The sequence below is a fragment of the Rhizobium sp. Leaf453 genome (assembly GCF_001425605.1).
In the GTDB taxonomy this organism is placed as follows: Bacteria; Pseudomonadota; Alphaproteobacteria; order Rhizobiales; family Rhizobiaceae; genus Pararhizobium.
Window position 1 is genome coordinate 326,520 of the sequence record NZ_LMRG01000027.1, and the last position, 23,265, is coordinate 349,784.

At 61.6% G+C, this 23,265-nt stretch carries 25 protein-coding genes; 13 read left to right on the forward strand and 12 right to left on the reverse strand.

What is annotated here, in order from left to right; translation table 11 throughout:
• Positions 1-29: 29 nt before the first annotated feature.
• The gene (locus ASG68_RS24755; RefSeq protein ID WP_062586410.1) at positions 30-347 is read right to left on the reverse strand and encodes a 4a-hydroxytetrahydrobiopterin dehydratase; all 318 of its coding nucleotides are present in this window, start codon (positions 345-347) and stop codon (positions 30-32) included.
• Positions 348-445: 98 nt separating this feature from the next.
• On the opposite strand from ASG68_RS24755, the gene ASG68_RS24760 reads away from it, so the two are divergent.
• Positions 446-907, forward strand: a complete 462-nt coding sequence (locus ASG68_RS24760) for a low molecular weight protein-tyrosine-phosphatase (RefSeq protein ID WP_062586412.1) — start codon at positions 446-448, stop codon at positions 905-907.
• On the opposite strand, the gene thpR is transcribed toward ASG68_RS24760, so the two are convergent.
• Entirely contained in the window at positions 847-1,434 is a 588-nt protein-coding gene (thpR, locus tag ASG68_RS24765; RefSeq protein WP_062586414.1) for an RNA 2',3'-cyclic phosphodiesterase, read from the reverse strand. The two genes, ASG68_RS24760 and thpR, sit on opposite strands and share 61 nt — an antisense overlap.
• Before the next feature lie 135 nt (positions 1,435-1,569).
• Positions 1,570-2,211 carry an arylesterase gene (locus ASG68_RS24770; RefSeq protein ID WP_062586547.1) on the reverse strand — a complete coding sequence of 214 codons (642 nt, stop codon included), beginning with the start codon at positions 2,209-2,211 and terminating at the stop codon, positions 1,570-1,572.
• Between the two features lie 72 nt (positions 2,212-2,283).
• Between ASG68_RS24770 and ASG68_RS24775 the strand changes: the two genes are divergently transcribed.
• From ASG68_RS24775 to ASG68_RS24785, 3 genes are all read left to right on the forward strand, one after another.
• The gene (locus ASG68_RS24775) at positions 2,284-3,000 is read left to right on the forward strand and encodes an ABC transporter ATP-binding protein (RefSeq protein ID WP_062586416.1); all 717 of its coding nucleotides are present in this window, start codon (positions 2,284-2,286) and stop codon (positions 2,998-3,000) included.
• Positions 2,997-5,549 carry an ABC transporter permease gene (locus tag ASG68_RS24780; RefSeq protein ID WP_062586418.1) on the forward strand — a complete coding sequence of 851 codons (2,553 nt, stop codon included), beginning with the start codon at positions 2,997-2,999 and terminating at the stop codon, positions 5,547-5,549. Before ASG68_RS24775 ends, ASG68_RS24780 begins: the two co-directional genes overlap by 4 nt.
• Positions 5,550-5,775: 226 nt before the next feature.
• Positions 5,776-6,519: a Bax inhibitor-1/YccA family protein gene (locus tag ASG68_RS24785; protein ID WP_062586420.1), complete on the forward strand. Its 744-nt coding sequence runs from the start codon at positions 5,776-5,778 to the stop codon at positions 6,517-6,519.
• Positions 6,520-6,596: 77 nt separating this feature from the next.
• Here ASG68_RS24785 and ASG68_RS24790 read toward each other — a convergent pair whose 3' ends face one another.
• Positions 6,597-7,073 carry a hypothetical protein gene (locus ASG68_RS24790; protein WP_062586422.1) on the reverse strand — a complete coding sequence of 159 codons (477 nt, stop codon included), beginning with the start codon at positions 7,071-7,073 and terminating at the stop codon, positions 6,597-6,599.
• A 95-nt stretch (positions 7,074-7,168) separates the two neighbouring features.
• Here ASG68_RS24790 and ASG68_RS24795 point away from each other — a divergent pair, with 95 nt between their 5' ends.
• The gene (locus tag ASG68_RS24795) at positions 7,169-7,726 is read left to right on the forward strand and encodes a GNAT family N-acetyltransferase (RefSeq protein ID WP_062586549.1); all 558 of its coding nucleotides are present in this window, start codon (positions 7,169-7,171) and stop codon (positions 7,724-7,726) included.
• A gap of 9 nt (positions 7,727-7,735) precedes the next feature.
• On the opposite strand, the gene ASG68_RS24800 is transcribed toward ASG68_RS24795, so the two are convergent.
• The 3 genes from ASG68_RS24800 to acnA form a co-directional block, all read right to left on the reverse strand.
• Positions 7,736-8,149: a DUF2794 domain-containing protein gene (locus ASG68_RS24800; protein ID WP_062586425.1), complete on the reverse strand. Its 414-nt coding sequence runs from the start codon at positions 8,147-8,149 to the stop codon at positions 7,736-7,738.
• 392 nt (positions 8,150-8,541) lie between these two features.
• The gene (locus ASG68_RS24805; protein ID WP_062586427.1) at positions 8,542-9,291 is read right to left on the reverse strand and encodes a DUF1223 domain-containing protein; all 750 of its coding nucleotides are present in this window, start codon (positions 9,289-9,291) and stop codon (positions 8,542-8,544) included.
• A gap of 177 nt (positions 9,292-9,468) precedes the next feature.
• On the reverse strand, positions 9,469-12,162 hold the full coding sequence (acnA, locus tag ASG68_RS24810; RefSeq protein WP_062601737.1) for an aconitate hydratase AcnA: 2,694 nt from the start codon (positions 12,160-12,162) through the stop codon (positions 9,469-9,471).
• 269 nt (positions 12,163-12,431) lie between these two features.
• On the opposite strand from acnA, the gene ccmA reads away from it, so the two are divergent.
• From ccmA to ASG68_RS24840, 6 genes are all read left to right on the forward strand, one after another.
• Complete coding sequence (ccmA, locus tag ASG68_RS24815) at positions 12,432-13,070, forward strand: heme ABC exporter ATP-binding protein CcmA (RefSeq protein WP_062586556.1); 639 nt, start codon at positions 12,432-12,434, stop codon at positions 13,068-13,070.
• A gap of 196 nt (positions 13,071-13,266) precedes the next feature.
• Positions 13,267-13,926 (forward strand): heme exporter protein CcmB, encoded by a 660-nt coding sequence (ccmB, locus tag ASG68_RS24820; RefSeq protein WP_062586431.1) that lies wholly within the window; start codon positions 13,267-13,269, stop codon positions 13,924-13,926.
• Between the two features lie 60 nt (positions 13,927-13,986).
• A complete protein-coding gene (locus ASG68_RS24825) occupies positions 13,987-14,748 on the forward strand; it encodes a heme ABC transporter permease (RefSeq protein ID WP_062586433.1) in 762 nt (253 codons plus the stop codon).
• Positions 14,749-14,752: 4 nt separating this feature from the next.
• The gene (gene ccmD, locus ASG68_RS24830) at positions 14,753-14,923 is read left to right on the forward strand and encodes a heme exporter protein CcmD (protein ID WP_200943189.1); all 171 of its coding nucleotides are present in this window, start codon (positions 14,753-14,755) and stop codon (positions 14,921-14,923) included.
• Positions 14,920-15,531: a DsbE family thiol:disulfide interchange protein gene (locus ASG68_RS24835; protein WP_062586436.1), complete on the forward strand. Its 612-nt coding sequence runs from the start codon at positions 14,920-14,922 to the stop codon at positions 15,529-15,531. The genes ccmD and ASG68_RS24835 overlap by 4 nt, the downstream gene beginning before the upstream one ends.
• 55 nt (positions 15,532-15,586) lie before the next feature.
• Positions 15,587-16,285 carry a fumarylacetoacetate hydrolase family protein gene (locus ASG68_RS24840; RefSeq protein ID WP_156373607.1) on the forward strand — a complete coding sequence of 233 codons (699 nt, stop codon included), beginning with the start codon at positions 15,587-15,589 and terminating at the stop codon, positions 16,283-16,285.
• On the opposite strand, the gene ASG68_RS24845 is transcribed toward ASG68_RS24840, so the two are convergent.
• From ASG68_RS24845 to dapF, 5 genes are all read right to left on the reverse strand, one after another.
• Positions 16,286-16,879 carry a DUF2585 domain-containing protein gene (locus tag ASG68_RS24845; protein ID WP_062586440.1) on the reverse strand — a complete coding sequence of 198 codons (594 nt, stop codon included), beginning with the start codon at positions 16,877-16,879 and terminating at the stop codon, positions 16,286-16,288.
• Entirely contained in the window at positions 16,876-17,508 is a 633-nt protein-coding gene (locus ASG68_RS24850; protein WP_062586442.1) for a septation protein A, read from the reverse strand. The genes ASG68_RS24845 and ASG68_RS24850 overlap by 4 nt, the downstream gene beginning before the upstream one ends.
• Before the next feature lie 225 nt (positions 17,509-17,733).
• The gene (gene ftsY, locus ASG68_RS24855) at positions 17,734-19,437 is read right to left on the reverse strand and encodes a signal recognition particle-docking protein FtsY (RefSeq protein WP_062586444.1); all 1,704 of its coding nucleotides are present in this window, start codon (positions 19,435-19,437) and stop codon (positions 17,734-17,736) included.
• Between the two features lie 16 nt (positions 19,438-19,453).
• A complete protein-coding gene (mtaB, locus tag ASG68_RS24860) occupies positions 19,454-20,728 on the reverse strand; it encodes a tRNA (N(6)-L-threonylcarbamoyladenosine(37)-C(2))-methylthiotransferase MtaB (RefSeq protein WP_062586446.1) in 1,275 nt (424 codons plus the stop codon).
• Complete coding sequence (dapF, locus tag ASG68_RS24865) at positions 20,725-21,639, reverse strand: diaminopimelate epimerase (protein WP_062586449.1); 915 nt, start codon at positions 21,637-21,639, stop codon at positions 20,725-20,727. The genes mtaB and dapF overlap by 4 nt, the downstream gene beginning before the upstream one ends.
• A 637-nt stretch (positions 21,640-22,276) precedes the next feature.
• Here dapF and ASG68_RS24870 point away from each other — a divergent pair.
• Together ASG68_RS24870 and ASG68_RS24875 are read left to right on the forward strand one after the other, a co-directional pair.
• A complete protein-coding gene (locus tag ASG68_RS24870) occupies positions 22,277-22,690 on the forward strand; it encodes a GFA family protein (protein WP_062586451.1) in 414 nt (137 codons plus the stop codon).
• Positions 22,691-22,828: 138 nt separating this feature from the next.
• Positions 22,829-23,260, forward strand: a complete 432-nt coding sequence (locus ASG68_RS24875) for a hypothetical protein (protein WP_062586453.1) — start codon at positions 22,829-22,831, stop codon at positions 23,258-23,260.
• Positions 23,261-23,265 lie beyond the last annotated feature (5 nt).

Consider the following 23,265-nt stretch of genomic DNA (forward strand, 5'->3'; position numbering starts at 1 on the left):
GGGGAGCGGTCGCCGTATTTCAAACAGTGCTATTTCAGATGATCGGGCATGCGCCCTGCCGCCGCATGGTCCATCTTTGCCGCCAGCTTGAAGTCCAGTTCGGTCAGGCCCTTGGAATCATGGGTGGTGAGCGTCACATCCACCTTGTTGTAGACGTTGAACCATTCCGGGTGATGATTGAGCTTTTCCGCCGAGAGCGCGCATTCCGTCATGAAACCGAAGGCATCGACGAATGTCTTGAAGCGGAAGGCCTTCCAGATCGACAGGCCATCGTCGGCCAGGACCCAGCCCTCCATCTTGTGAAGGTTTTCGCCAATCGTTTCCGGGCTCAGTTTTTCCTGTTTCATGGTGTTCCCTCGCTATTTTGGCCGGTGCCGAGATTGCGGTTTCACAACGCGGCAGCGGCGGATAGGTTCAGGGTTCTTGTCTGAACCATCTGGATAGCATGAAACCTGTCAGAATTCTGTTCGTCTGTCTCGGCAATATCTGCCGCTCGCCGCTTGCGGAAGGGATACTTCGATATCAGGCGCAAGATCGTCCGATCGAGGTCGATTCCGCCGGAACCGGCAGCTGGCATATCGGCGATCCGCCCGACCGGCGCTCCATAGCGGTCGCAAGACGTCACGGTATCGACATTGCCGGCCAGCGCGGCCGCAAGGTTCATGCCAACGATTTCGAGGATTTCGACCTGATTCTCGCCATGGATAGTAGCAATCTCGCCAATCTCAAGGCTCTCGCGCCAGCCGGATCAGCCGGCAAGGCGCATTTGTTTCTCGACTTCACGCTCGGGCAGGACCGGGATATTCCCGATCCCTATTACGAGGGGCCGGAGGGCTTTGAAACCGTCTACCACCTGCTGTCGGAGGGGTGCTCGTCGCTCATCGGCAGGCTGGAGCGGCTTTCGTAGAGCGGGAAGACCTCTTCGGTGACATAGGGGCCGCCGCCGACGGAATCGCGTGACGACAGGAGCACGAAGCGCGAGACCGTGAAGGGATTGGTGTAGAAGCCGCCGCGCCCCGAGAGATAGCGCACCACATCCTCGACACGCGAGGACCGCAGCCGGGCAAGTGTCACATGCGGAGTAAACTTGCGCGGATCGGCCGGAAGACGCAGCCGCTGGCAGATCCGTTCGATTTCGGCCTGAAGAGCATAGAGCTCCGGCGGGTTGCTGACCCCGGCCCAGACGGAATGGGGCTTCTTCGATCCGAAGGCGCCGGTGCCGGTGAGTTGCAGCTGGAATTCCGGCCGTTCGATCCGGTCGAGCTGATCGACGATCTCGTCTGCGGTCCGGTTGTCGACATCGCCGATGAAGCGGAGAGTGATGTGGTAATTCTCCACATCGATCCAGCGGGCACCGGGTAGACCACCACGCAACAATGAAAGGCTCATCGCGGCATTACGCGGTATCTCGAGGGCGGTGAAAAGTCTCGGCATGTCGAGCTCCCCGAATCTCTTGGCAGATGCCTCAGCGAATCATGACCGGCGTCTGCACGCAATTACAATTTCGCACCTGCAATATTTATCCAATGCCATTAACAGTCTCTGAACAAGCGATTTTTTCTCGGACAGTTAACCTCCCGTCGAAAGCGAGCCGATGAACCGTTCGGCAACAGGCAGGAACCGGTCGACCATCACGCCGACGCCGGTGCCGTTCGGATGCATGGCGTCTTCCAGCTGGGTACCTGCTGCCCCGACCACTCCGTCGAGGAAGAAAGGGTAGAGCTCGAGGCCATAGGTCTTGGCCAATTCCGGATAGATCGGGTTGAAGCGACCGGCATACTCATCGCCCATGTTCGGCGGCGCCATGATCCCGACCAGAAGCACGGCGATGCCGCGTGACTTGAGCTTTTCGATCATCGCCACCAGGTTCTTGCGGCTTTCCTCCGGTGCGATCCCCCGCAAGGCGTCATTGGCGCCGAGTTCCAGAATGACACCCTTGGTGCCATCCGGTACCGACCAGTCTATGCGCGCCAGGCCGCCCGAGGTCGTGTCTCCGGAAACGCCGGCATTGCTGATCATCACGTCATGGCCCTTTTCACGCAGGGCTTTTTCGAGACGAGCGGGAAAAGCGTCTTCCGGTGGCAACTGGTAACCGGCCATCAGGCTGTCGCCGAAGCCGACAATGTTCAGCGTCGCGCAGGCACCTGCGGTTGCCGTCATCACAATTGTCGTGATCGCCAACAAAAATGTATGGAAACCTTTTAATCGCATATCCGCGCCCTTAAATCGGTAAAAGTCAGCCTGTCCGGCCATTTCGATATTTTACATATAGGGTAATTTCCTTTGGCAAAAACCATGATCGACCTGAAAAATGCGGATCTGACTCTCGGCCAGGCCGCCGCTTCCGTTCATGTGCTGAAGGGAATGGATCTGACCATCGGTGCCGGAGAATCGGTCGGGATCGTGGGGCCATCGGGCTCCGGCAAGTCGACGCTTCTCATGGTGCTCGCTGGCCTCGAGCGGCTGGATAGCGGTGAAATCGTCATCGACGGCACGCCTCTGCATGGTCTGAGCGAGGATCGCGTTGCCGAATTTCGTGGCCGCAATATCGGCATCGTCTTTCAATCCTTCCATCTCATTCCCAACATGACGGCGCTTGAAAACGTCGCCGTACCGCTCGAACTGGCCAATGTTCCCAATGCCTTCGAGATCGCCCGCAAGGAACTCGTTTCCGTGGGTCTCGGCGAGCGGCTGTCGCACTATCCGGGCCAGTTGTCCGGCGGTGAGCAGCAGCGCGTTGCCATCGCCCGTGCGCTTGCGCCCTCGCCGAAGCTCCTGATTGCCGACGAGCCAACCGGCAATCTCGATGCGGAAACCGGCCGGCAGGTCGCGGACCTGATCTTCTCCAAGCAGGCCGAGCGCGACATGACGCTCATCCTGGTGACGCATGATGCGTCGCTCGCCGCCCGCTGCTCGCGGCAGGTTCGGGTGCGTTCCGGCGAGATTGTCTCAGCGGGCGAGACCCAGTCCTCTCCGCGTTCGCAGGCGGTTTCCGCATGAGCGTCGCCGCCGCTCGCGGTCTTCGCCTCAATCTCGCCCTTCGTCTGGCGCTGCGCGAAATGCGCGGCGGGCTGAAAGGTTTCTATATTTTCCTTGCCTGCGTGGCGCTCGGCACGGCGGCGATCGCCGGGGTCAATTCGCTGTCGCAGTCGATCACCGGTTCGATCGCCAGCCAGGGCCGCGAACTGCTGGCGGCTGATATCCGCTTCGAACTCAACAATCGCGTCGCGACCGATGAGGAAAAGGCCTTCGTCGAGAGCATGGGAACGGTCGCCGTTTCCTCCGGCCTGCGCTCGATGGCGCGTCTGCCGGATGGCTCCAACCAGGCGCTGGTGGAACTCAAGGCCGTCGATGGCGTCTACCCGCTCTATGGCACGCTGGAAAGCGAACCGGCAGCGCCGCTCGCCGATATGATCGCCAAGGACGGAGACGTCTACAACGCGCTGGCAGCACTACTGTTGCTGGAACGTCTCGGCATCAAGGCCGGCGATGAAATCCTGCTCGGCAAGGCGCGTATTCGCGTGGCCGGCATAATCAAGCGGGAGCCGGATGCCCTGTCCGAAGGTTTCGGCTTTGCGCCACGTCTTCTGGTGTCAGAAGAGGCGTTGACCGCATCCGGCCTCGTCCAGACCGGCAGCCTCGTCGAGCATGTCTACAAGGTGAAGGTGGCCGACCCCACCAGCGTTCCGGCGCTGCGCCGGCAGGCGGAGGAAAAGTTTCCCCAGGCCGGCTGGTCGATCCGCACCAGCCAGAATGCCGCCCCGGCGCTGACGGCCAACATCACCCGCTTCTCGCAATTTCTCACACTTGTCGGCCTGACCGCGCTGATCGTCGGCGGTGTCGGTGTCGCCAATGCGGTGCGCTCCTATCTCGATTCCAAGCGCGGCGTCATCGCCACGTTCAAATGCGTCGGCGCGCCGGCTTCGATGGTGACGACGATCTACCTCATGCAGATCCTGCTGATCGCGTTGATCGGCATCGCCATCGGGCTGGTTCTCGGTGCGCTCATTCCGTTCATCGCCGCGCAGTTCCTGTCCGGCGTTCTCCCAGTCTCCACCGCGTTCCAGATCTATCCCGGCGCCCTGGGGCTTGCCGCCCTGTTCGGCCTGCTGACGGCTCTGGCTTTCGCTATCCTGCCGCTCGGCCGTGCCCGCGAGGTTCCGGCAACGGCGCTGTTCCGCGAGCAGGGTTTCGAGCGCGCCCGCCTGCCGTCCTGGCCGTACCTCGTGGCCGCCACGCTTTGCCTTGCAGCACTTGCCGGGCTTGCCATCCTGACGGCCTATGACCGGACGATCTCGCTCACCTTCCTCGGTGCCATCGCGTTTTCCTTCGTCGTGCTACGTGGCGTCGCCATTCTCGTCGCGATGCTGGCGCGCCGCGCGCCGCGGGTCAATTCGCCGGCACTGCGGCTTGCCATCGGCAACATTCATCGTCCCGGCGCGCTGACGCCGTCCGTCGTTCTGTCGCTGGGTCTCGGTCTCGCCCTTCTGGTGACGCTCGCCCTGATCGACGGCAATCTCCGGCGCGAACTCACCGGCAACCTGCCCGAGCGTGCGCCGAACTTCTTCTTCGTCGATATCCAGGGTACTGAAGTCGAAGGCTTTCGGGCTCTGCTGAACAAGAACCTGCCGGATGGCAAGGTCATCGAAGTGCCGATGCTGCGTGGCCGTATCCTCGCCTTCAACGGGCAGGATGTGACGAAGATGAATGTTCCGCCGGCTGGCCAATGGGTGTTGCGCGGCGATCGCGGCATCACCTATGCCAAGAACCGGCCGGAAAACTCCTCGCTGACGGAAGGCGAGTGGTGGGCGCCCGACTATGCCGGCGAACCGCTGGTTTCGTTCTCGGCGGAAGAGGCCGGCGAACTCGGCCTGAAGATCGGCGATACCGTTACGGTCAACGTGCTCGGCCGCAACGTCACCGCGCGGATCTCCAATTTCCGCAAGGTCGAGTGGGAATCGCTGTCGATCAATTTCGTCATGGTCTTTTCGCCGAACACCTTTGCCGGTGCGCCGCATGCCTGGCTTGCCACCGTCATCGATCCCAAGGCGACGGCGGAGCAGGAGGCGGCCGCCTTGAAGGCTGTGACCAATGCCTATCCGACCATCACCAGCGTCCGCGTCAAGGATGCGCTCGATATCATCAACGTGCTGGTCGGCCAACTCGCGACGGCCATCCGCGCCGCCGCCGCCGTGGCGCTCATTGCCTCGGTGTTGGTGCTGGCCGGCGCGCTTGCCGCCGGCAACCGGGCGCGAACCCATGATGCGGTGGTGCTGAAAACATTGGGCGCCACCCGCGCCACCCTGATCCGCGCCTTCTGCTACGAATATGCCATTCTCGGGGCATCGACGGCGATCTTCGCCCTGTTTGCCGGCGGGGTCGCGGCCTGGTTCGTGGTGAACAGGATCATGACCTTGCCCTCGTCCTTCTTGCCGGACGTGGCGCTCGGCACGATGGCTGTCGCCCTTGTCGTCACCGTCGGCTTCGGTCTGGCCGGCACGTGGAGGGTGCTCGGGCAGAAGGCCGCACCCGTGCTGCGGGAACTGTGAGGCGGCAGTTAACCGTTAACGCTAACCCCTGAAACCCCGCTACGGCGGGTTTTCATGCGATTCAGCGGCGTCGCGGTCTTGTGTAAGTCATATTTCAACATCATATTCTCTTCAGGCATGCTGGAGCCCCGCAGCGGCGCCTGGGTCAAGTGGCTGGCACCTTCAAGAGGATGCGCCCTTGCCGCCCGACACCGTAAACGCAACCGGGGCTTATTAAGAGGAAAAAATGTCTGATCCTAGAAACTACCAAACCCGGATGTCGCCCGTAGGCGCGCAGGCGGGTGCCGTCATCGACGAGGGTCTGCGCACCTATATGCTTCGGGTGTACAACCTGATGGCTCTCGGTCTGGCGATCACGGGTATTGCCGCATTCGCCGCTTTCCAGTTCGCTTTCGCGGATGGCCAGTTGACCGCCTTCGGTCAGGCGATCTACGTGAGCCCGCTGAAGTGGGTGATCATGCTTGCCCCGCTGGCCATGGTCTTCTTCCTGAGCTTCCGCATCAACTCGATGAGCGTTTCCGCCGCGCAGACGACCTTCTGGGTCTATGCCGGCCTGATGGGCCTGTCGCTGTCGTCGATCTTCCTGGTCTATACCGGCCAGAGCATCACGCAGACGTTCTTCATCACGGCGGCTTCGTTCGGCGCTCTCTCGCTCTTCGGCTACACCACCAAGCGTGACCTGTCGGGCATGGGCTCGTTCCTGATGATGGGTCTGTTCGGCCTGATCATCGCCTCGATCGTCAACATCTTCCTCGGCTCGTCTGCCCTGGAATTTGCGATCTCGGTGATCGGTGTTCTGATCTTCGCAGGCCTGACCGCCTATGACACTCAGAAGATCAAGGAAATGTACTCGGAAGCCGCTGGTAGCGAAGCTGTTGGCCGCATGGCCATCATGGGCGCCCTGACGCTCTACCTCGACTTCATCAACCTGTTCCTGTTCATGCTGCGTTTCCTCGGAAACAAGGAATAATCCGGAACGGACAGAATCGGAAAAGGCGGCTTCGGCCGCCTTTTTTGTTGCGCGTCTTTTCGAATGACTGATTGCGTTTAACGCCAGAGTTCGGAGGCAAGGCTTTCAAGGTCTCGTGCAAAAGCGGATTTTGTAAAAGTTTGAAAAGCTGACAAAATTTCCAGCACAGCTTTTGAAAGCGCGTCGTTCGAAATATCAGGAACGCTGAATTCCGACCAGCACGATTGCGCCGTCCGCATGCCGTTGGGCTGCAAAATGAATGCCAGCAAGGGCTCTTCTTCTTCGTCCATTGACGCATAGGAGAAGGCAGTATTTGGTTCACTCTCATATTCGCGGTGCCATATGAAACAGTAGAGAGCGAACTCCACGAGGAGAATTTCGTTAAAGCGAAAAAAATGATCCGGCCCGAACACGACCTTCAATTTTCCGCTTGTCTCTGTGATAACGCGATAGCCTTTGCTGCGTTCTGAGACAGCAGCTATTTCGAAGGCGAAATTCATCACGAACCTTGTTGAGATGGCATTGTCCAAAGGGGCGGTTATGTTGCCGTGCATGTAGTAACACCGTCGCGAGCACTTTTCACGTCTTGCTCGCACGCTTTGTCAGTGCAAAACAGTGATGCTGATTGTTTCCTCTTGCGATGTCTGCCATGTCCATCACTCTCCGTGACGCAACCCTTTCCGACATCCCGGCCATCACCGTGATCTATCAGGATTCCGTCTTGAACGGCGTTGCCTCCTACGAGATGACGCCGCCCGGCGATGCGGAGATGGCGGAACGCTTCTCGACCATTATTGGCAACGGTTACCCTTATATCGCCGCCGTCGATCACGAAGGGACGCTGCTTGGCTACGCCTATGCCTCGGCCTTCCGCACCCGCACGGCCTATCGGTTCATCGTTGAGGATTCGATCTACCTGGCGCCGGAAGCACGGGGGCAGGGGGTCGGCAAGGCTTTGCTGGCCGAACTTATCCGCCGCTGCACGGCGCTCGGCTTTCGCCAGATGGTGGCCGTCATCGGCGGTGCGCATCCGGCGTCTGTCGCGGTGCATCGGGCGGCCGGTTTCGAACACGGTGGCTTGATGAAGGGCACCGGCTTCAAGCACGGCCGCTGGCTCGATACGATCATCATGCAGCTCGCGCTGGGCGAGGGTACGACGACCGATCCGCAGCCGGATGTCTATCCGGATATGCTCTATCGCAAGTGAAGCGTAAGCTCAGGTGTCGATGAGCTTCAGCATCTTGTCGAACACTTTCAGCACCTGCTGCAGGTCGTGCCCGCGCTTCAGGATCGTGCCATGGGTGTTGATGACGCTGTAGGCGCCCTGTTTGGCCGCCAGCTTCGGGTTCTTTTCGATGCGGAACAGCGGCATTTCGCCGGAGCGTTTGAACACCGAAAACACGGCCTTTTCCCGCAGGTGATCCATGGCGTAGTCGCGCCATTCCCCTTCGCCGACCATGCGGCCGTAGACCCTGAGGATCAGGTCGAGTTCCCTGCGGTGGAAGGTGACGGGGAGTTGCTCCTGGTTGCCGCTGCTGCTGCGATAGTCTTGCAGGTGGACAACCACATTGGACGTCTGTTGCCTCTCGGAACGGGCCTCGCCTCGCGGCAAATCCGGCTGATCGGTCATCTGTACTCCGGCCTTGGTTTTGTGACAGGACCGTTACAGTGTGCCTGACCTTTATCGAAATGCAAGCCGCAACCAGACAGGCGGCTGGCCGACTTTTTTCCGCCTGCCGCATTTCAGCCCAAACCGTGCCCCAATTCGAATCGACACTCCCGGCCGCCGACCTTGGGGCATCATCCCTCTCGTCGGCCTGTGCTACTCGTCGAACGCCATCATCGTTCAACGAGGGTCGCAGCGGGAGTGTCTGGCCAATGCGCCTGTTCTGGCGCGGTCACTCCCTATGCCATGAAAGCGGCAACGCCCCGTTGTCGCTGAACATGGCCGGTTCGGTCCGGCATCTTCGAACCCTCAGCCCCAGCCCCTCGATGCTGCCGGGCCGAACCAGAAACCGTGTGTCAGTTGGCGGCGGCGCTCGCCATCACGGTGGTCGCTCCCAGGATCGGCCCTGGGGTTTCGTCGTCCTTCATCTTCTGCAGCAGGACGGCGCAGCCGCCGTTTTCACCTTCATTCAGGACAGAGGCCGGCAGCACGAAGCTCGCGGGCTTGCCGTCCCACATGCCGATCGTCTGGATGTCGCGAACCGCATGCCAGTAGGAAATCTTGCGGCCGCCGTTCTCGCCCTTCTTGACGTCGACGAGCTGCTGGCGATTGAAATAGACGACCACGACATTGGCCTTGCCTTCACCGCCGCCGATCCTGATATCGATCTCGTCCTTGCGCACGGAGGCATCGACCGGAACGTCAAGACCCTTGCCGGCGAGGTTCATCGCTTCGAGTTTGCCGTTGATGCCCTTCAGGTCTGCGCCATTGATATGGTCGCGGCCGTTGAGCACGGCCTGAGGCGTGTAAACGCCATTGCGGCCGAGCATCTTGGCATAGGCATATTGGCGCGCGGTATTGTCTTTTGTCGCCAGCGTATCCGCCCAGCCGAGATAGTTCCAGTAATCGACGTGATAAGCGAGCGCCACGACCTTGCCCTCGTCGATCAGCGATTTCAGCGCCGCGTCGGCCGGTGGACAGGACGAGCAACCCTGGCTGGTGAACAGTTCCACGACACCCCGCTGTTCGCCGGCAGCGACAGGCAGCGCCACCAGGCCAAAGCCAAGGGCGAGCAGGATGCTGCGAACGGGGCGTGATCCGGACATCGGAATTTCCATTTCAATCGGCGGGCTTGTTTGCTTTTGGTGATCCTACATACGCCGGTCACACTTCAACAGAAAGTCACGTTGGAGTGAGAAACGCGGCATCGGAAGAACGGTCCATTCATGCAAAAGCCGGGACTTTTTCAAGTCCCGGCTTCGTGCTTTTCAATCCGGTATGGATCAGGCGGCGAGGTCGCGCAGAACGGTCTGCAGGATGCCGCCATTGTTCATGTAGATGACCTCGTCCAGCGTATCGATGCGGCAAAGGATGTTGATTTCCTTCACGGTGCCATCGCCGTAGGTGATCTTGGCGATCTTCCATTCGCGCGGCTTGATGTCGCCTTCGAGACCGTCGATCTCGACGATTTCGTCACCCTTCAGGTTCAGCGAAGCCCACGTCGTGCCCTCTTCGAAGACGAAGGGAACGACGCCCATGCCGACCAGGTTCGAGCGATGGATACGCTCGAAAGACTGGGCGATCACGGCCTTGACGCCGAGCAGGTTGGTGCCCTTGGCGGCCCAGTCACGCGACGAACCGTTGCCGTATTCGACACCGGCGAAGATGACGAGCGGAACGCCCTCGTCCTTGTACTGCATGGCCGCGTCGTAGATCGACATCTCTTCCTTCGACGGATAGTGGATGGTGTAGCCACCTTCCTTGCCGTTCGGGCCGAGCATGTGGTTGCGGATGCGGATGTTGGCGAAGGTGCCGCGCATCATGACTTCATGGTTGCCGCGACGCGTGCCGTACTGGTTGAAGTCTGCGACTGCGACGCCGTTTTCGGTGAGGTAGGCTCCAGCCGGGGAGGCTGCCTTGATCGAACCGGCCGGGGAAATGTGGTCGGTGGTGATCTTGTCGCCGAACAGGCCGAGGACGCGGGCACCCTTGATGTTCTTCAGGCCCGAGCCGGTCTTGCCCATGCCGACGAAGTAAGGCGGGTTCTGCACATAGGTCGACTTGTCGTCCCAGGCATAGGTGTCGCCGTCCGGGATCTGCACGGCCTGCCAGTTTTCATCGCCCTTGAAGACGTCGGCATATTTCGATTCGAACAGTTCGCGGGTGACGTATTTCTGGATGAACTCCTGCACTTCGGCAGAGGTCGGCCAGACGTCCTTGAGGTAGACCGGGTTGCCGTCGCTGCCGATGCCGAGTGGCTCCGTGGTCAGGTCCTTCTGCACCGTACCGGCGAGTGCGTAGGCAACGACGAGCGGCGGCGAAGCGAGGTAGTTGGCCTGCACGTCCGGCGAGATGCGGCCTTCGAAGTTGCGGTTGCCCGACAGCACGCCCGAAACGATCAGGCCCTTGTCGTTGATCGTCTTGGAGATCGGCGCCGGCAGCGGGCCGGAATTGCCGATGCAGGTCGTGCAGCCAAAGCCGACGAGGTTGAAGCCGAGCGCATCCAGCGAAGTCTGCAGGCCGGACTTGGCGAGATATTCGCCGACGACCTGGGATCCCGGAGCAAGCGAGGTCTTGACCCAAGGCGCGGACTTCAGGCCCTTGGCAACGGCGTTGCGGGCCAGCAGGCCGGCCGCGATCAGGACGCTCGGGTTCGACGTGTTGGTGCAGGACGTGATGGCGGCAATTGCCACGTCGCCATGGCCGAGATCGAAGTCAGTGCCTTCAACCGCATAACGGTTGGAAAGCTGGCCGGGCTTCTTGTACTCGGTGTCCATCGAGCCGGCGAAACCGGAGGCGATGTTTTCCAGCGGGATACGGCCTTCCGGACGCTTCGGGCCGGCCATCGACGGCACTACATCGTTGAGATCGAGTTCCAGCGTGTCGGTGAAGACGAGGTCGGCGCCGTCATTGTCGCGCCACATGCCTTGAGCCTTCGAATAGGCTTCGACGAGCGCGATGCGGTCCTTGGTGCGGCCGGACATGTTGAGGTAATTGACGGTTTCGGCATCGACCGGGAAGAAGCCGCAGGTCGCGCCATATTCCGGACCCATGTTGCCGATGGTGGCACGGTCGGCAACCGGCATGTTGTCCATGCCCGGGCCGAAGAATTCGACGAATTTCGAAACGACGCCCTTCTTGCGCAGCATCTGCACGACGGTCAGAACAAGGTCGGTCGCGGTGACGCCTTCCTTGAGCTTGCCGGTCAGCTTGAAGCCGATGACTTCAGGCAGCAGCATGGAAACCGGCTGGCCGAGCATCGAGGCTTCCGCTTCGATCCCGCCGACGCCCCAGCCGAGAACGCCCAGGCCGTTAATCATCGTGGTATGCGAATCAGTGCCGACGCAGGTGTCGGGATAGGCGACGGTCTCGCCGTCTTCCTCGTTGGTCCACACCGTCTGGCCGAGATATTCGAAGTTCACCTGGTGACAGATGCCGGTGCCCGGAGGAACGACGCGGAAGTTCTTGAACGCCTGCTGGCCCCACTTCAGGAAGCGGTAGCGCTCGCCGTTGCGCTGGTATTCCAGCTCGACGTTGCGGGCAAAGGCCGTCGGAGTGCCGAATTCGTCGACGATAACAGAGTGGTCGATGACGAGGTCGACGGGAACGAGCGGGTTGATCTTTTCCGGATCGCCGCCGAGCGCCTTGATGCCGTCACGCATGGCCGCGAGATCGACGACGGCAGGAACGCCGGTAAAGTCCTGCATCAGGACGCGGGCGGGGCGATAGGCGATTTCAGCCTCGGCCAGGCCCTTGTTGTTCAACCATTCGGCGACCGACAGGATCTGTTCCTTGGTGACCGACTGGCCATCTTCGAAGCGCAGCAGGTTCTCGAGAAGAACCTTCATCGAATAGGGCAGCTTCGAAACGCCAGGAAGGCCGTTCGCTTCCGCCTTCGGCAGGCTGAAATAAACATAGTCTTTGCCGTTGACCGAAAGCGTCGATCGACAATTGAAACTGTCAAGGGATTTGGACACTGGATACCCCGTTCCGTTTGATCGCCAAAACCTGACGTACGAACGCCCGAAGCGCATGGGATGCGCGATATGGGATGCGGGTACGGCCATTTCCGCTGTCCGTACGTGGATATCATTCCATGTTCGGCGCTAGGATGAAATTCACGCCGACCGCTGGCGTGTTGGGGCGGTTATAGATAATTTCTGAAGATCGTGCCAGACCGGACGTGCCCAATTTGATACAATTTTTTTGCATTGCGACGAACGTCGTAAAGGGAATGTGAATGCCGATCAGCCTCGTCGTCGAAGGCCTCAGTGCAAAGCGCGGCGAGGACCTGATTTTCAACGATATTTCCTTCGTTCTTGGCGCGGGCGAGGCGCTTGTCGTGACCGGTGCGAACGGGTCCGGAAAGTCGACCCTTCTGCGTGTTCTGGCGGGTCTTCTGGCCGCCGAATCCGGCATGGTCCGATTCCTGGGAAGCGCTGCGGAAATCGGCCATCCGCGCGAGGCCTGCCACTATCTCGGTCACCGCAATGCGATGAAGCGCGAACTGACCGTCACGGAGAATCTCTCCTTCTGGAAGAGCTTCATGGGTGATTCGGTGGGCGGCACCGGAACCGGCATCGAGGAGGCGACGGAAGCGCTCGGGCTCGGCGGCATTTCGCACCTGCCGTTCGGTTATCTCTCCGCCGGCCAGCAGCGCCGCATGGCCATGGCCAAGCTCCTCGTTGCCTTCCGTCCCGTCTGGCTGCTCGACGAGCCGACGGCTGCCTTGGACGCCAATGCTGACCGGCTGTTCGCCGGTCTCGTCCAACGCCATCTCTCCGCCGGCGGCATCGTCGTGGCGGCAACGCACCAGCCGCTTGGCGTGGAGGCACGGGAATTGCGGATGACGGGATTTGCGGGTGTAGGGGAGGCTGCGTGGTGAGATCAAAGAAGACCCATCCCCACCCCCTCCACACAAGGGGGAGGGGCTCGCATGCCGCCCTCTCTCGTTTCATCACCGAAATTTTCGCGGCGAACAGAGTTTGCTGTCTGGCACAGCCGTTACTTCGGGTGAGCCCCTCCCCCTTGTGGGGAGGGGGTGGGGAGGGGGCTTTGTCAAATTCCCGCAGGATCGCATCATGACCGCCCTCTTCCTCCGAGACCTCAAACTCTCCGTGCGCGCTGGCGGTGGCGCGCTGATCGGCGTGCTGTTCTTCATGACAGTGGTCGCCGTCGTGCCCTTCGCCGTCGGCCCCGATCTCAATCTGCTGTCGCGGATCGGGCCGGCAATCCTGTGGATCGGCGCGCTGCTCGCCTCGTTGCTGGGGCTCGACCGGCTGTTCCAAGCGGAGCGGGAGGACGGATCGCTGGACCTGATGCTGATGCAGGAGACGCCGTTGGTCCTCACCGTGCTGGTCAAATGCCTGGCCCACTGGACAGCGACGGGACTGCCGCTGGTGATCGCCTCGCCGCTGCTCGGGCTGTTCATGAACATGAGCGAGGTTGCGATCGGCGCGACCGCGCTGACATTGCTGCTCGGCACACCGGCCATCACCTTCATCGGTGCGGCGGGTGCGGCGGTGGCGGTGACGCTGCCGCGCGGTGGATTGCTGGTGTCGATCCTCGTCCTGCCGCTCACCATTCCCGTGCTGATATTCGGCGTCAGCGCCGCCTATGCCGCCGTGCAGGACCCTGCGCCATTCCTCCCGCCCGTCCTGATCCTGGTGGCCATCACCCTGTTCTTCGCCGTCATTGGCCCGCTTGCCGCGGCCCTGGCGCTCCGGGCCGCGTCGGACTGACGCAAATGTGATACCCTTGTCTTGATTGAAGAGAAGCGTCTGGCGCGTTAAAGAACCATCATGAGCGAAAACAGTCTGGCCATCCGCAAGTTCAGCGACCTTGCCAACCCCACCCGGTTCCTGGCCTTGGCGGGGCGTGTTCTGCCTTGGTTTGCCGGGGTGACCGCGTTGCTGTTTGCCGTCGGTCTCTATCTGTCCTTCACCACCGAGGGCGATTATCAGCAGGGCGAGACAGTGCGCATCATGTATGTGCATGTGCCGTCGGCCTGGCTGTCGATGATGTGCTACACGGTGATGGCGATCTCGGCGATCGGTACGCTGGTCTGGCGCCATCCGCTGGCCGATGTCTCGGCCAAGGCCGCAGCGCCCATCGGTGCCGCCTTCACCTTCCTCGCACTGGTCACCGGTTCGCTCTGGGGCAAGCCGATGTGGGGCACATGGTGGGTCTGGGATGCGCGGCTGACCTCGGTCTTCGTGCTTTTCCTGATGTATCTCGGGCTGATCGCGCTCAACCGGGCGATGGATGAGCCGACCAAGGCGGCCAAGGTGTCTGCCGTGTTGATCCTCGTCGGTTTCGTCAATATCCCGATCATCAAGTTTTCCGTCGAATGGTGGAATACGCTGCACCAGCCGGCTAGCGTCATGCGGCTCGACGGCCCGACGATCGATCCTGAATTCCTGCGGCCGCTCTTGGTGATGGCGATCGCCTTCACGCTGCTGTTCTTCACCCTGCATATCGCTGCCATGCGCAACGAGATCTGGCGACGTCGGGTGACCGCGATGCGCCGGCAGGCAGCCCGCAGTGTCGGCCGGGAGGTTTGAGGCCATGATGACACACGCAGCCTATGTTTTCGCCAGTTATGGCATCGCCACGGTCACGGTGCTTGCGCTGATCCTCTGGGTCTTCGCCGATGGCCGGTCGCGCCGCCGGGAATTGCAGGCGCTTGAGGCTGCCGGCATCCGCCGCCGCTCGTCGCCGGCCGGAGAAGCACAATGAGCGTGGAAACGCCGGCCGAGACCGAGCAGGCCCGTCCGGGCAAGATGCGGTTTGTGCTTGCGGCGCTGCCGCTGGTGATCTTTGCCGCGCTTGCCGCGATCTTCTGGAGCCAGCTCGGTTCGGGCCGCAACATCACCGAAATTCCGTCCGCCCTGATCGGCACCAAAGCGCCGGCGCTTGCCATGCCGGCGCTCGAAGGCGCGACCTTCAACGGCGCGGCCATGCCGGCGCTGACCGATGCCGCCATCAAGGGCAAGCTGACGCTCGTGAATGTCTGGGCCTCCTGGTGCGTGCCCTGCCGGGAGGAAAACCCGGTCATCCTCCAGCTCTCCAAGGATCCGCGCCTGACGGTGGTCGGCATCAATTACAAGGACAAGACCGAGAACGCGCTGCGCTTCCTTGGTGAACTCGGCAATCCCTTCGCCGCTATCGGCGTCGATCCACGCGGCAAGGCGGCGATTGACTGGGGTGTCTACGGTATTCCGGAATCCTATCTGGTCGATGCCAGCGGCACCATCGTCTACAAGCGCGTGGGCCCGTTCGATGCGCGCAGCCTGAAGGATGGGCTTTATCCGGCCATCGAAAAGGCTGTGGCGGCCACGAAGTAAGGTCGACGAAAACGGTGCCCGGAGCAGACCGGACAAGAACGCGAGAATGAGCCAGATGACGCAAGCTACGACCTATGTCTTCACGCCCGAGCCGATCCCGGCCATGCCGGTCGCGGGGACGGACGCGCTCTTTCCGGTTCACCGCATCTATTGCGTCGGCCGCAATTTTGCCGACCATGCCATCGAGATGGGGCATGATCCGAACAAGGAGCCGCCGTTCTTCTTCCAGAAGAACCCCGATACGCTGGTGTCTCCGGGCAAAGGCTTCCCCTATCCGAGCCAGAGCCAGAATGTGCATCACGAGGTCGAACTGATCGTGGCGCTTGCCAAGGGCTGTATCGACATTCCCGTTGAAAGCGCGCTCGACCACGTCTTCGGCTATGCCGTCGGCCTCGACATGACGCGGCGCGACCTGCAGGCCGAGGCAAAGAAGGCCGGACGCCCGTGGGAGACTGCCAAGGCGTTCGAGGCGTCAGCACCTTGCGGCGTCCTGCATCCGGTTTCGAAAGTCGGGCATCCCGACGCTGGCGCGATCTGGCTGAAGGTCAATGGCGAACTGCGTCAGAGCGGCGATCTCAACCAGATGCTCTGGAAGGTGCCGGAAATGATCGCCTATCTCTCCCGCCTGTTCGAACTGAAGGCCGGAGACCTGATCTTCTCCGGCACGCCCGCCGGCGTCGGCGCGGTCGTCACGGGTGACGAAATGGTCGGCCATGTGGATGGCGTCGATACCATCACCGTCCGGGTCAGTTGATCAGAGACCGCCCTGCCAGGTTTTCACCGCTTCCAGCGGATAGACCAGCATCAGCACGTTGAGTGTCAGGTTGTCGCGGATCAGCCAGCCGGTAAAAAGCTCGAAGAATACAGCGATGACGATGGTGACCGCGACCGGCGCGCGGGCGGCGAAGAAGAAGCCGAGCGCCATGAACACCGTATCCATCACCGAATTGAGGATGCTGTCTCCGTAATAGTCGAGCGAGATCGTTGCTGTGCGGTAGCGATCGATGATGATGGGTGAGTTCTCGAGGATTTCCCAGCCAGATTCGATGACCAGCGCCAAAAGCAGCTTGGCCGCCAGCGGCTTGCCGCGCAGGACGAAATGCGCAAGAGCATAGAACAGGAAGCCGTGGATGATATGCGACGGCGTGTACCAGTCGGCCAGATGCTGGGAATTGCCGGGGCTGTTCACTACCGGCTCGAACAGCTTGATATAACCGCAGGTGCAGATCGGAACGCGGCCGGCCCAGTATTCGGCGATGATCTGCGCCAGCAAAACGGCGGCGCAGGCGATCAGCAGGATGGTCGTTACCCGGGGCGACCGGCTTTCCGCCGGGATCAGCGTGGTCACGCCGGCGTATCCTGTTCCAGCGAATGTTTCATGATCAGTGGCATCTGGCTTGCGATGAAAAGCAGGGTTACGGGCATCGTGCCCCAGACCTTGAAGGCAACCCAGAAGTCCGTCGAGAAATTGCGCCAGACGATCTCGTTGAGCACCGCCAGGAACAGGAAGAAGATGCCCCAGCGGAGGGTCAGCTTGCGCCAGCCTTCCTCGTCCAGCTTGAAGGCCGTGTGGAAGACATAGCCGAGCAACGACTTGCCGAACAGTAGGCCGCCGAGCAGGATAACGCCGAACAGCGAGTTGATGATGGTCGGCTTGATCTTGATGAAGGTGTCGTTCTGCAGCCACAGCGTGAACGCGCCCATGACAAAGACGACAATGCCGGAGATCAGCGGCATCATCGGCAGGGTGCGGGTGAGAAGCCAGGAGGCCGTCAGCGCGATCGCCGTCGCGGCCATGAACAGGCCGGTGGCGATGAAGATCGGTCCGCCGAGTTCCGTCAGCGCCGGAAAATGCTGGCCCAGCCATTCGCCGCGCGAATTGGCGAAGAAGAAGACCACCAGTGGCCCGAATTCCAGCGCCATCTTGAGTAGCGGGCTGATTTCCTTGCGCGGCTTGACCGCCTCGATCGATGACATTCTGTCGTTCCTAAAGTGCCTGGCACCAATGTTGTCGTGTTGCCAACGACGCCGTCATTCCTGTGCTTGTCACAGGAATCCAGCGACGCGGCGTCTGCCGCGTCAAAGAGAGTCTTCCGCGGCGCGGACGCGCCGCACTGGATCCCCGCCAGAAGGGCGAGGATGACGGAGGCAATGGCAGTCCTTTTGCCTCTATAACATCAGCAAAACGGCAAAACTACGGGGTCAATGGGCAATGCCGGCGATGGCCTCGGCGAAGTCCTTGGCCTCGAACGGCTCGAGATCGTCGACGCCCTCGCCGACGCCGATGAAATAGACCGGCAGCTTGTGCTTGGCCGAGATCGCGACAAGGATGCCGCCGCGCGCGGTGCCGTCGAGCTTGGTCATGATCAGGCCGTTGACACCGGCGACGTTGCGGAAAATTTCCACCTGGTTCAGCGCGTTTTGTCCCGTCGTCGCGTCGAGCGTCTGCAGCACGGTGTGCGGTGCATCGGGATCGAGCTTGCCGAGCACGCGGACGATCTTTTCCAGTTCCGCCATCAGTTCCGTGCGGTTCTGCAGGCGGCCGGCGGTGTCGATGATCAGCACGTCGCTCTTCTTCAGCCTCGCCTGCTCGAAGGCCTCATAAGCCAAACCCGCAGCGTCGGCGCCGAGCTTGGAGGAGACGATGTCGGATTTCGTCCGCTCGGCCCAGATCTTCAGCTGCTCGATCGCGGCTGCGCGAAACGTGTCGCCGGCGGCGAGCATGACCTTGAGGCCGGCGCCCGACAGTTTTGCCGCAAGCTTGCCGATCGTCGTCGTCTTGCCGGTACCGTTGACACCGACGACAAGGATGACATGCGGCTTGTGGGACAGATCGAGCTGCAGGGGCTTGGCGACCGGCGCCAGAACCTTGGTGATCTCGGTCGCCATGATGCGGGTCACGTCCTCGCCGGTCACGTCCTTTCCATAGCGCTCTGAGGCCAGCGTATCGGTGACGCGCAGCGCCGTCTCGACGCCGAGATCGGCCTGGATCAGCAGGTCTTCCAAATCCTGCAGCGTCTCGTCGTCCAGCTTGCGCTTGGTGAAGAGCGCGGTGATCTGGCCGGTCAGTTGCGAGGATGTGCGGGCAAGGCCCTGGCGCAGGCGCTGGAACCAAGTGAGCTTCTGTTTGGGTGCTTCCGGTACGGGTTCGGCGACGGCGCGGCCGGTGGCGAAGCCTTTGGGGAGGGCGGGTGTGGCCGGGACTTCGTCGATGGGGGTATCAGTTTCGGCAGAAAATGTCGGTCGATGACCTTTGTCGAGATCAGTCGCCTCAGCGAGCGTGGCTGGCTCACCCCCCTCTGCCCTGCCGGGCATCTCCCCCTCAAGGGGGGAGATCAGATCCGCGGTTGCCTCCGCAGTTTCAGCCGTTAATTCCTCTTCGACGAGAGGTTCGTCAACTTTCAACTGATCTCCCCCCTTGAGGGGGAGATGTCCCCCTCGGGTCTTGCCTTCGGCAAGCCCGAGGACAGGCTCCGGGACAGAGGGGGGTATTTCAGCGTCAGCGACTTCGGATGTTTCGACTTCTGACGCTTCGGCCTCCGCCTCCAGCAGCGACAGCGGCACCAGGCCGATATCCCCGATTTCCTCGACGGCGGGCAGGATGGCCGAGGGCTCGTCCTCCTCTGCCTTGGTTTCCGTCTCGAATTCCAGCGTATCGGCGGTATCGGCGGACGGGCCGCCGGCAGTGTCCATGCCTTCGGGCAGGACCGGATCGTTGGCCAGCGGCAGGTCTTCGCTGCGCGAATGCGGCTCGAGTTCGGCTTCGATCGCGCGGGTTTCAGCTGGGGTGAAGGTCGCTTCGGCCTGATCCATGACGGCATCGGCTGCAGGGGTCGCGGCGGGCGCATCTTCCACCGGCTTGTCCTTGCCGAAGGTGAAGACCTTTTTCAGAAAGCTGAGCGCCATTGGGTATCCGTAAAACTCAGGCCGCTTTGGCAGCCGTCAGTTGAAGAGTGAGATGCTTGCCGTTGTGGCCGGTAACGACCGCCTCGATCATATCGCGCGGCGTGAGGCCGGGGACCGCAGCAAGCGTGAAATTTTCCGTGTGCGCCAGACCGTTGTTCTCGACGAGCAGGCTTTGCCGGGTGCCGACCATACTGTCAAGATGGGCCTGGTGCAGCCGAAGTCCAGTGGCGCGCAGACGGGCGGCGCGTTCCTTCACCAGCGCCCGGTCGATCGGCGGCATGCGGGCGGCGGGCGTGCCCTCGCGCGGCGAATAGGGAAAGACATGCAGATGGGCGATATTGGCCTCTTCCGCGAGGCTCATCGCATTGGCGAACATGGCTTCTGTCTCGGTCGGAAAGCCGGCGATCATGTCGGCACCGAAGCTCGTTTCCGGCCGCAGGCGGCGGACATCCGCGATGAAGGCCAAGGCATCGGCACGCGAATGCCGGCGTTTCATCCGCTTCAGGATCATGTCGTCGCCATGCTGCAGCGACAGGTGCAGATGCGGCATGAAGCGTGGCTCGTCAGCGATCAGGTCCATCAGATGGCTGTCCGCCTCGATGCTGTCGATCGATGACAGCCGCAGGCGCCGGATTTCGGGGATTTGCTTGAGAAGGGTTTTTGCCAGAAGTCCGAGGGTGGGCGTGCCGGGCAGGTCGGCGCCATAGCTGGTCGCATCGACGCCGGTCAGCACGATCTCGCGGTAACCGCCTTCCACGAGCTTTCGCGCCTGGTCGACAACGGCGCCCATCGGCACGGAGCGGGAATTCCCCCGGCCATAGGGGATGATGCAAAAGGTGCAGCGGTGGTCGCAGCCGTTCTGCACCTGGATGAAAGCGCGCACATAGCCGTCGATATGCCTGACCATCTGCGGTGCGGTGCCGCGTATGCTCATGATGTCGTTGACGCGCAGCTTTTCTTCCGCCGAAACACCGAAATCCGGCAGCGACCGGTAGGAGGCGCTCTTCAGCTTTTCCTCGTTGCCGAGCACGGCATCGACTTCCGGCATGGCGGCAAAGATCTGTTTTTCGGTTTGCGCGGCGCAGCCGGTGACGATGATGCGAGCATGCGGATTGTCGCGTCGGGCGCGGCGAATGGCCTGGCGGGCCTGGCGCACGGCCTCAGCCGTTACCGCGCAGGTGTTGACGAGAATGGCGTTGTTCAACCCCGCCTTCTCGGCTTCTGCCCGCATCACTTCGGATTCATAGGTGTTGAGGCGACAGCCGAAGGTTATGACGTCGACGCCGCTCAAAGCGCGGCGCTTCCCGCCTGCTGGCTGTCGGGGTCGCGCGACCAAAGGCCGGTCGACGGATCGACGCTGCCGGACCATTCCCATTCGGCCGGTCCGGTCATGACGACGTGATCGTCCCGCTCGCGCCATTCGATGGTGAGGATGCCCGGCGGCGTGGCGCTGGCGACATTGATGGTCACGGTGCGGCCGGTCCGGCCCGTGCGGGCGGCTGAAACGGCGGCAGCGCAGGCGGCGGAACCGCAGGCCAGCGTCAGGCCGGCGCCGCGCTCCCAGGTGCGGGTGCGCAGCGATGTCGGCGAAGTGACCTGCGCCAGCGTGATATTGGCGCGCTCGGGAAACATCGGGTGGTTTTCCAGCAGCGGGCCGAAGCGTTCGAGATCGAAGGACATGACGTCGCGGTCGACCCAGAAGATCGCATGCGGATTGCCCATCGACATCACGGAAGGCGAATGCAGGATCGGCGCATCGATCGGGCCGATCTGCAGCTCGATGCGGCTGGTGTCGTAGAATTCTTCCGACAGCGGGATCTTGTCCCATTCGAACACCGGCTTGCCCATGTCGACGGAGATCGTGCCATCGGCATTTTCCTGCGCATTCAGGATGCCCGCGACGGTCTGGAAGGTGAAAGCTCGTCTGCCGGTTTCGGCGGCCAGTGCCTGCACGACGCAGCGCGTGCCGTTGCCGCAGGCCTGCGCCTTGGTGCCGTCGCAGTTGAGGATATCGATCCAGGCGTCGGTGCCTGCAGCCTTCGGATCATGGATCGCCATGATCTGGTCGAAGGCGGTATCGGGATGCGCATTCAGCGCAATCGCGGCCTGCGGCGTCACCTTATCGGCACGGCCGCGCATGTCGACGACCAAGATCTTGTTGCCAAGCCCGTTCATGACAGCGAATTCGACCGTATTGCTCATGACGTCCATTCCATCGTTTGTTGGGCTGTATATGGCGGAAGCGGGGGGAAATTACCAGTGGGGTTCACCTTCCCCTTGAGGGGGAGGGTCGGAGCGAAGCTCCGGGGTGGGGTGATCTGCGGCATATTGCCATTTGTCCTGTTGTTCGCGGTCGTCACCCCCACCCGCCGCGAGCGGCGACCTCCCCCATCGAGGCGGAGGTGGGAGGCCACAACACCATCACCCACGCCCGGAAATCCGTCGTGGTTAAGCTGTTCTCCTTGGCCGGGGCGCTGGAAAGTGCCGCTGACTAAGTAATTGTATATGACGCCTTCCAGCGCCCCGTTCAGTGTTGGTCGACGGGCAACTCCGGTTTCTCTGCCAGAACGGCACCCCTTTCGGGGGACCACCAGGGTCTGCTTTCTGCCAATCCACCGGACAAGGGCTTACGTCTGTCCCCCATCCGGCACCGGCCCCGCCTCACTGCCACGCCTGGCAGCGTATCCATTGGCGGAACGGGATGATCATGGCACGGGTTTGCGGGGCGGGGATAAGCGGGGATGATTTTTTTGGCTGAACGCTGTTGCCGAGCAGGTTGCGATCCTGCCGGGCACGGGTCATGCTGATGGCTCGCCATGACATTGTCCGGAGACTTGAAATGCCCGAATACCGCTTGCTGACCGGGAAATGCCTGTGCGGTGCCGTGGAATATCAGGTCGATGATGCCTTCGAATATGCGATGAACTGCCATTGCTCGAATTGCCGGCGGACGACCGGATCGGCATTCAAGCCGATTGCCGGAATCCGGAGCGAGCGGTTCCGGCGTGCCGGTGGAAACGATGCCCTGTTGATCTACGGTAATCCCGACGCAGCGCATGATGTGCATTGCGCCACCTGCGGGTCGCTGGTTCATTCGGTGGTGCGCGAAGGCGCCTATGTGCATGTGCCGATGGGGACGCTGATGGATGCGCCGACCATCCGGCCGACGGCGCATATCTTCGTCGGCTCGAAGGCGCCATGGTATGAGATTACCGATGGTCTGCCGCAGTATCGGGAGTTTCCGGAGGGGTGAGGATGCTCTTCTACCTGGCGAAGAAGGAAGAAGGATGCGCCGCCATTCATGCCCGACCGTCAGAAACTGCGGGATAATCTTGCCACGTTGATTTCCTAAAGACGCGAGCGGAGTAGTTTTCCGGGAAGAGAATCATTGATGAATGATCGATGTGAGAAAGCGGGGCGCCGGTGGGCTGCGATCGCCCTTGTTGCAGGCGTTGCCATGGCCGCGCTCGGCAGCCCGGCCTTTTCGCAGGACGACCTTTATCCCGGCCGGCCGGGGCTTGCCGGGCCTGAGGGGACGCCGCCGGAAATCGCGACCTGCGAGACCATTGGCAAGACTTTGGATGGATTCAAACCCGCGCGCGACCGGGTCGATCTCTGGATTTCCGGGCCGCTCACCCTGGTCCATACCGACAAGGTTCTCTGGTATCTTGCGGTCTGTCCGGACACGGGCATTCGCGTCATGTGCGTTACCTATTCCGACAATGGCATGAAGATCGGCGATCGCGTGGTGCTGGCGGGCGCGCTGGAGGTGCAGGATCGAAAACATGCGGTTCTCGATCCGTGCCTTGCCTCGCGAGAGTAGGTAGC

Bases quoted from the DNA above. Each gene is read 5' to 3' on its own strand.
- ASG68_RS24755 (WP_062586410.1), bottom strand. From the start codon at position 347: ATGAAACAGGAAAAACTGAGCCCGGAAACGATTGGCGAAAACCTTCAC.
- ASG68_RS24760 (WP_062586412.1), top strand. From the start codon at position 446: ATGAAACCTGTCAGAATTCTGTTCGTCTGTCTCGGCAATATCTGCCGC.
- thpR (WP_062586414.1), bottom strand. From the start codon at position 1,434: ATGCCGAGACTTTTCACCGCCCTCGAGATACCGCGTAATGCCGCGATG.
- ASG68_RS24770 (WP_062586547.1), bottom strand. From the start codon at position 2,211: ATGCGATTAAAAGGTTTCCATACATTTTTGTTGGCGATCACGACAATT.
- ASG68_RS24780 (WP_062586418.1), top strand. From the start codon at position 2,997: ATGAGCGTCGCCGCCGCTCGCGGTCTTCGCCTCAATCTCGCCCTTCGT.
- ASG68_RS24785 (WP_062586420.1), top strand. From the start codon at position 5,776: ATGTCTGATCCTAGAAACTACCAAACCCGGATGTCGCCCGTAGGCGCG.
- ASG68_RS24790 (WP_062586422.1), bottom strand. From the start codon at position 7,073: ATGCACGGCAACATAACCGCCCCTTTGGACAATGCCATCTCAACAAGG.
- ASG68_RS24795 (WP_062586549.1), top strand. From the start codon at position 7,169: ATGTCCATCACTCTCCGTGACGCAACCCTTTCCGACATCCCGGCCATC.
- ASG68_RS24800 (WP_062586425.1), bottom strand. From the start codon at position 8,149: ATGACCGATCAGCCGGATTTGCCGCGAGGCGAGGCCCGTTCCGAGAGG.
- ASG68_RS24805 (WP_062586427.1), bottom strand. From the start codon at position 9,291: ATGTCCGGATCACGCCCCGTTCGCAGCATCCTGCTCGCCCTTGGCTTT.
- ccmB (WP_062586431.1), top strand. From the start codon at position 13,267: ATGACCGCCCTCTTCCTCCGAGACCTCAAACTCTCCGTGCGCGCTGGC.
- ASG68_RS24825 (WP_062586433.1), top strand. From the start codon at position 13,987: ATGAGCGAAAACAGTCTGGCCATCCGCAAGTTCAGCGACCTTGCCAAC.
- ccmD (WP_200943189.1), top strand. From the start codon at position 14,753: ATGATGACACACGCAGCCTATGTTTTCGCCAGTTATGGCATCGCCACG.
- ASG68_RS24835 (WP_062586436.1), top strand. From the start codon at position 14,920: ATGAGCGTGGAAACGCCGGCCGAGACCGAGCAGGCCCGTCCGGGCAAG.
- ASG68_RS24840 (WP_156373607.1), top strand. From the start codon at position 15,587: ATGACGCAAGCTACGACCTATGTCTTCACGCCCGAGCCGATCCCGGCC.
- ASG68_RS24850 (WP_062586442.1), bottom strand. From the start codon at position 17,508: ATGTCATCGATCGAGGCGGTCAAGCCGCGCAAGGAAATCAGCCCGCTA.
- ftsY (WP_062586444.1), bottom strand. From the start codon at position 19,437: ATGGCGCTCAGCTTTCTGAAAAAGGTCTTCACCTTCGGCAAGGACAAG.
- dapF (WP_062586449.1), bottom strand. From the start codon at position 21,639: ATGAGCAATACGGTCGAATTCGCTGTCATGAACGGGCTTGGCAACAAG.
- ASG68_RS24870 (WP_062586451.1), top strand. From the start codon at position 22,277: ATGCCCGAATACCGCTTGCTGACCGGGAAATGCCTGTGCGGTGCCGTG.
- ASG68_RS24875 (WP_062586453.1), top strand. From the start codon at position 22,829: ATGAATGATCGATGTGAGAAAGCGGGGCGCCGGTGGGCTGCGATCGCC.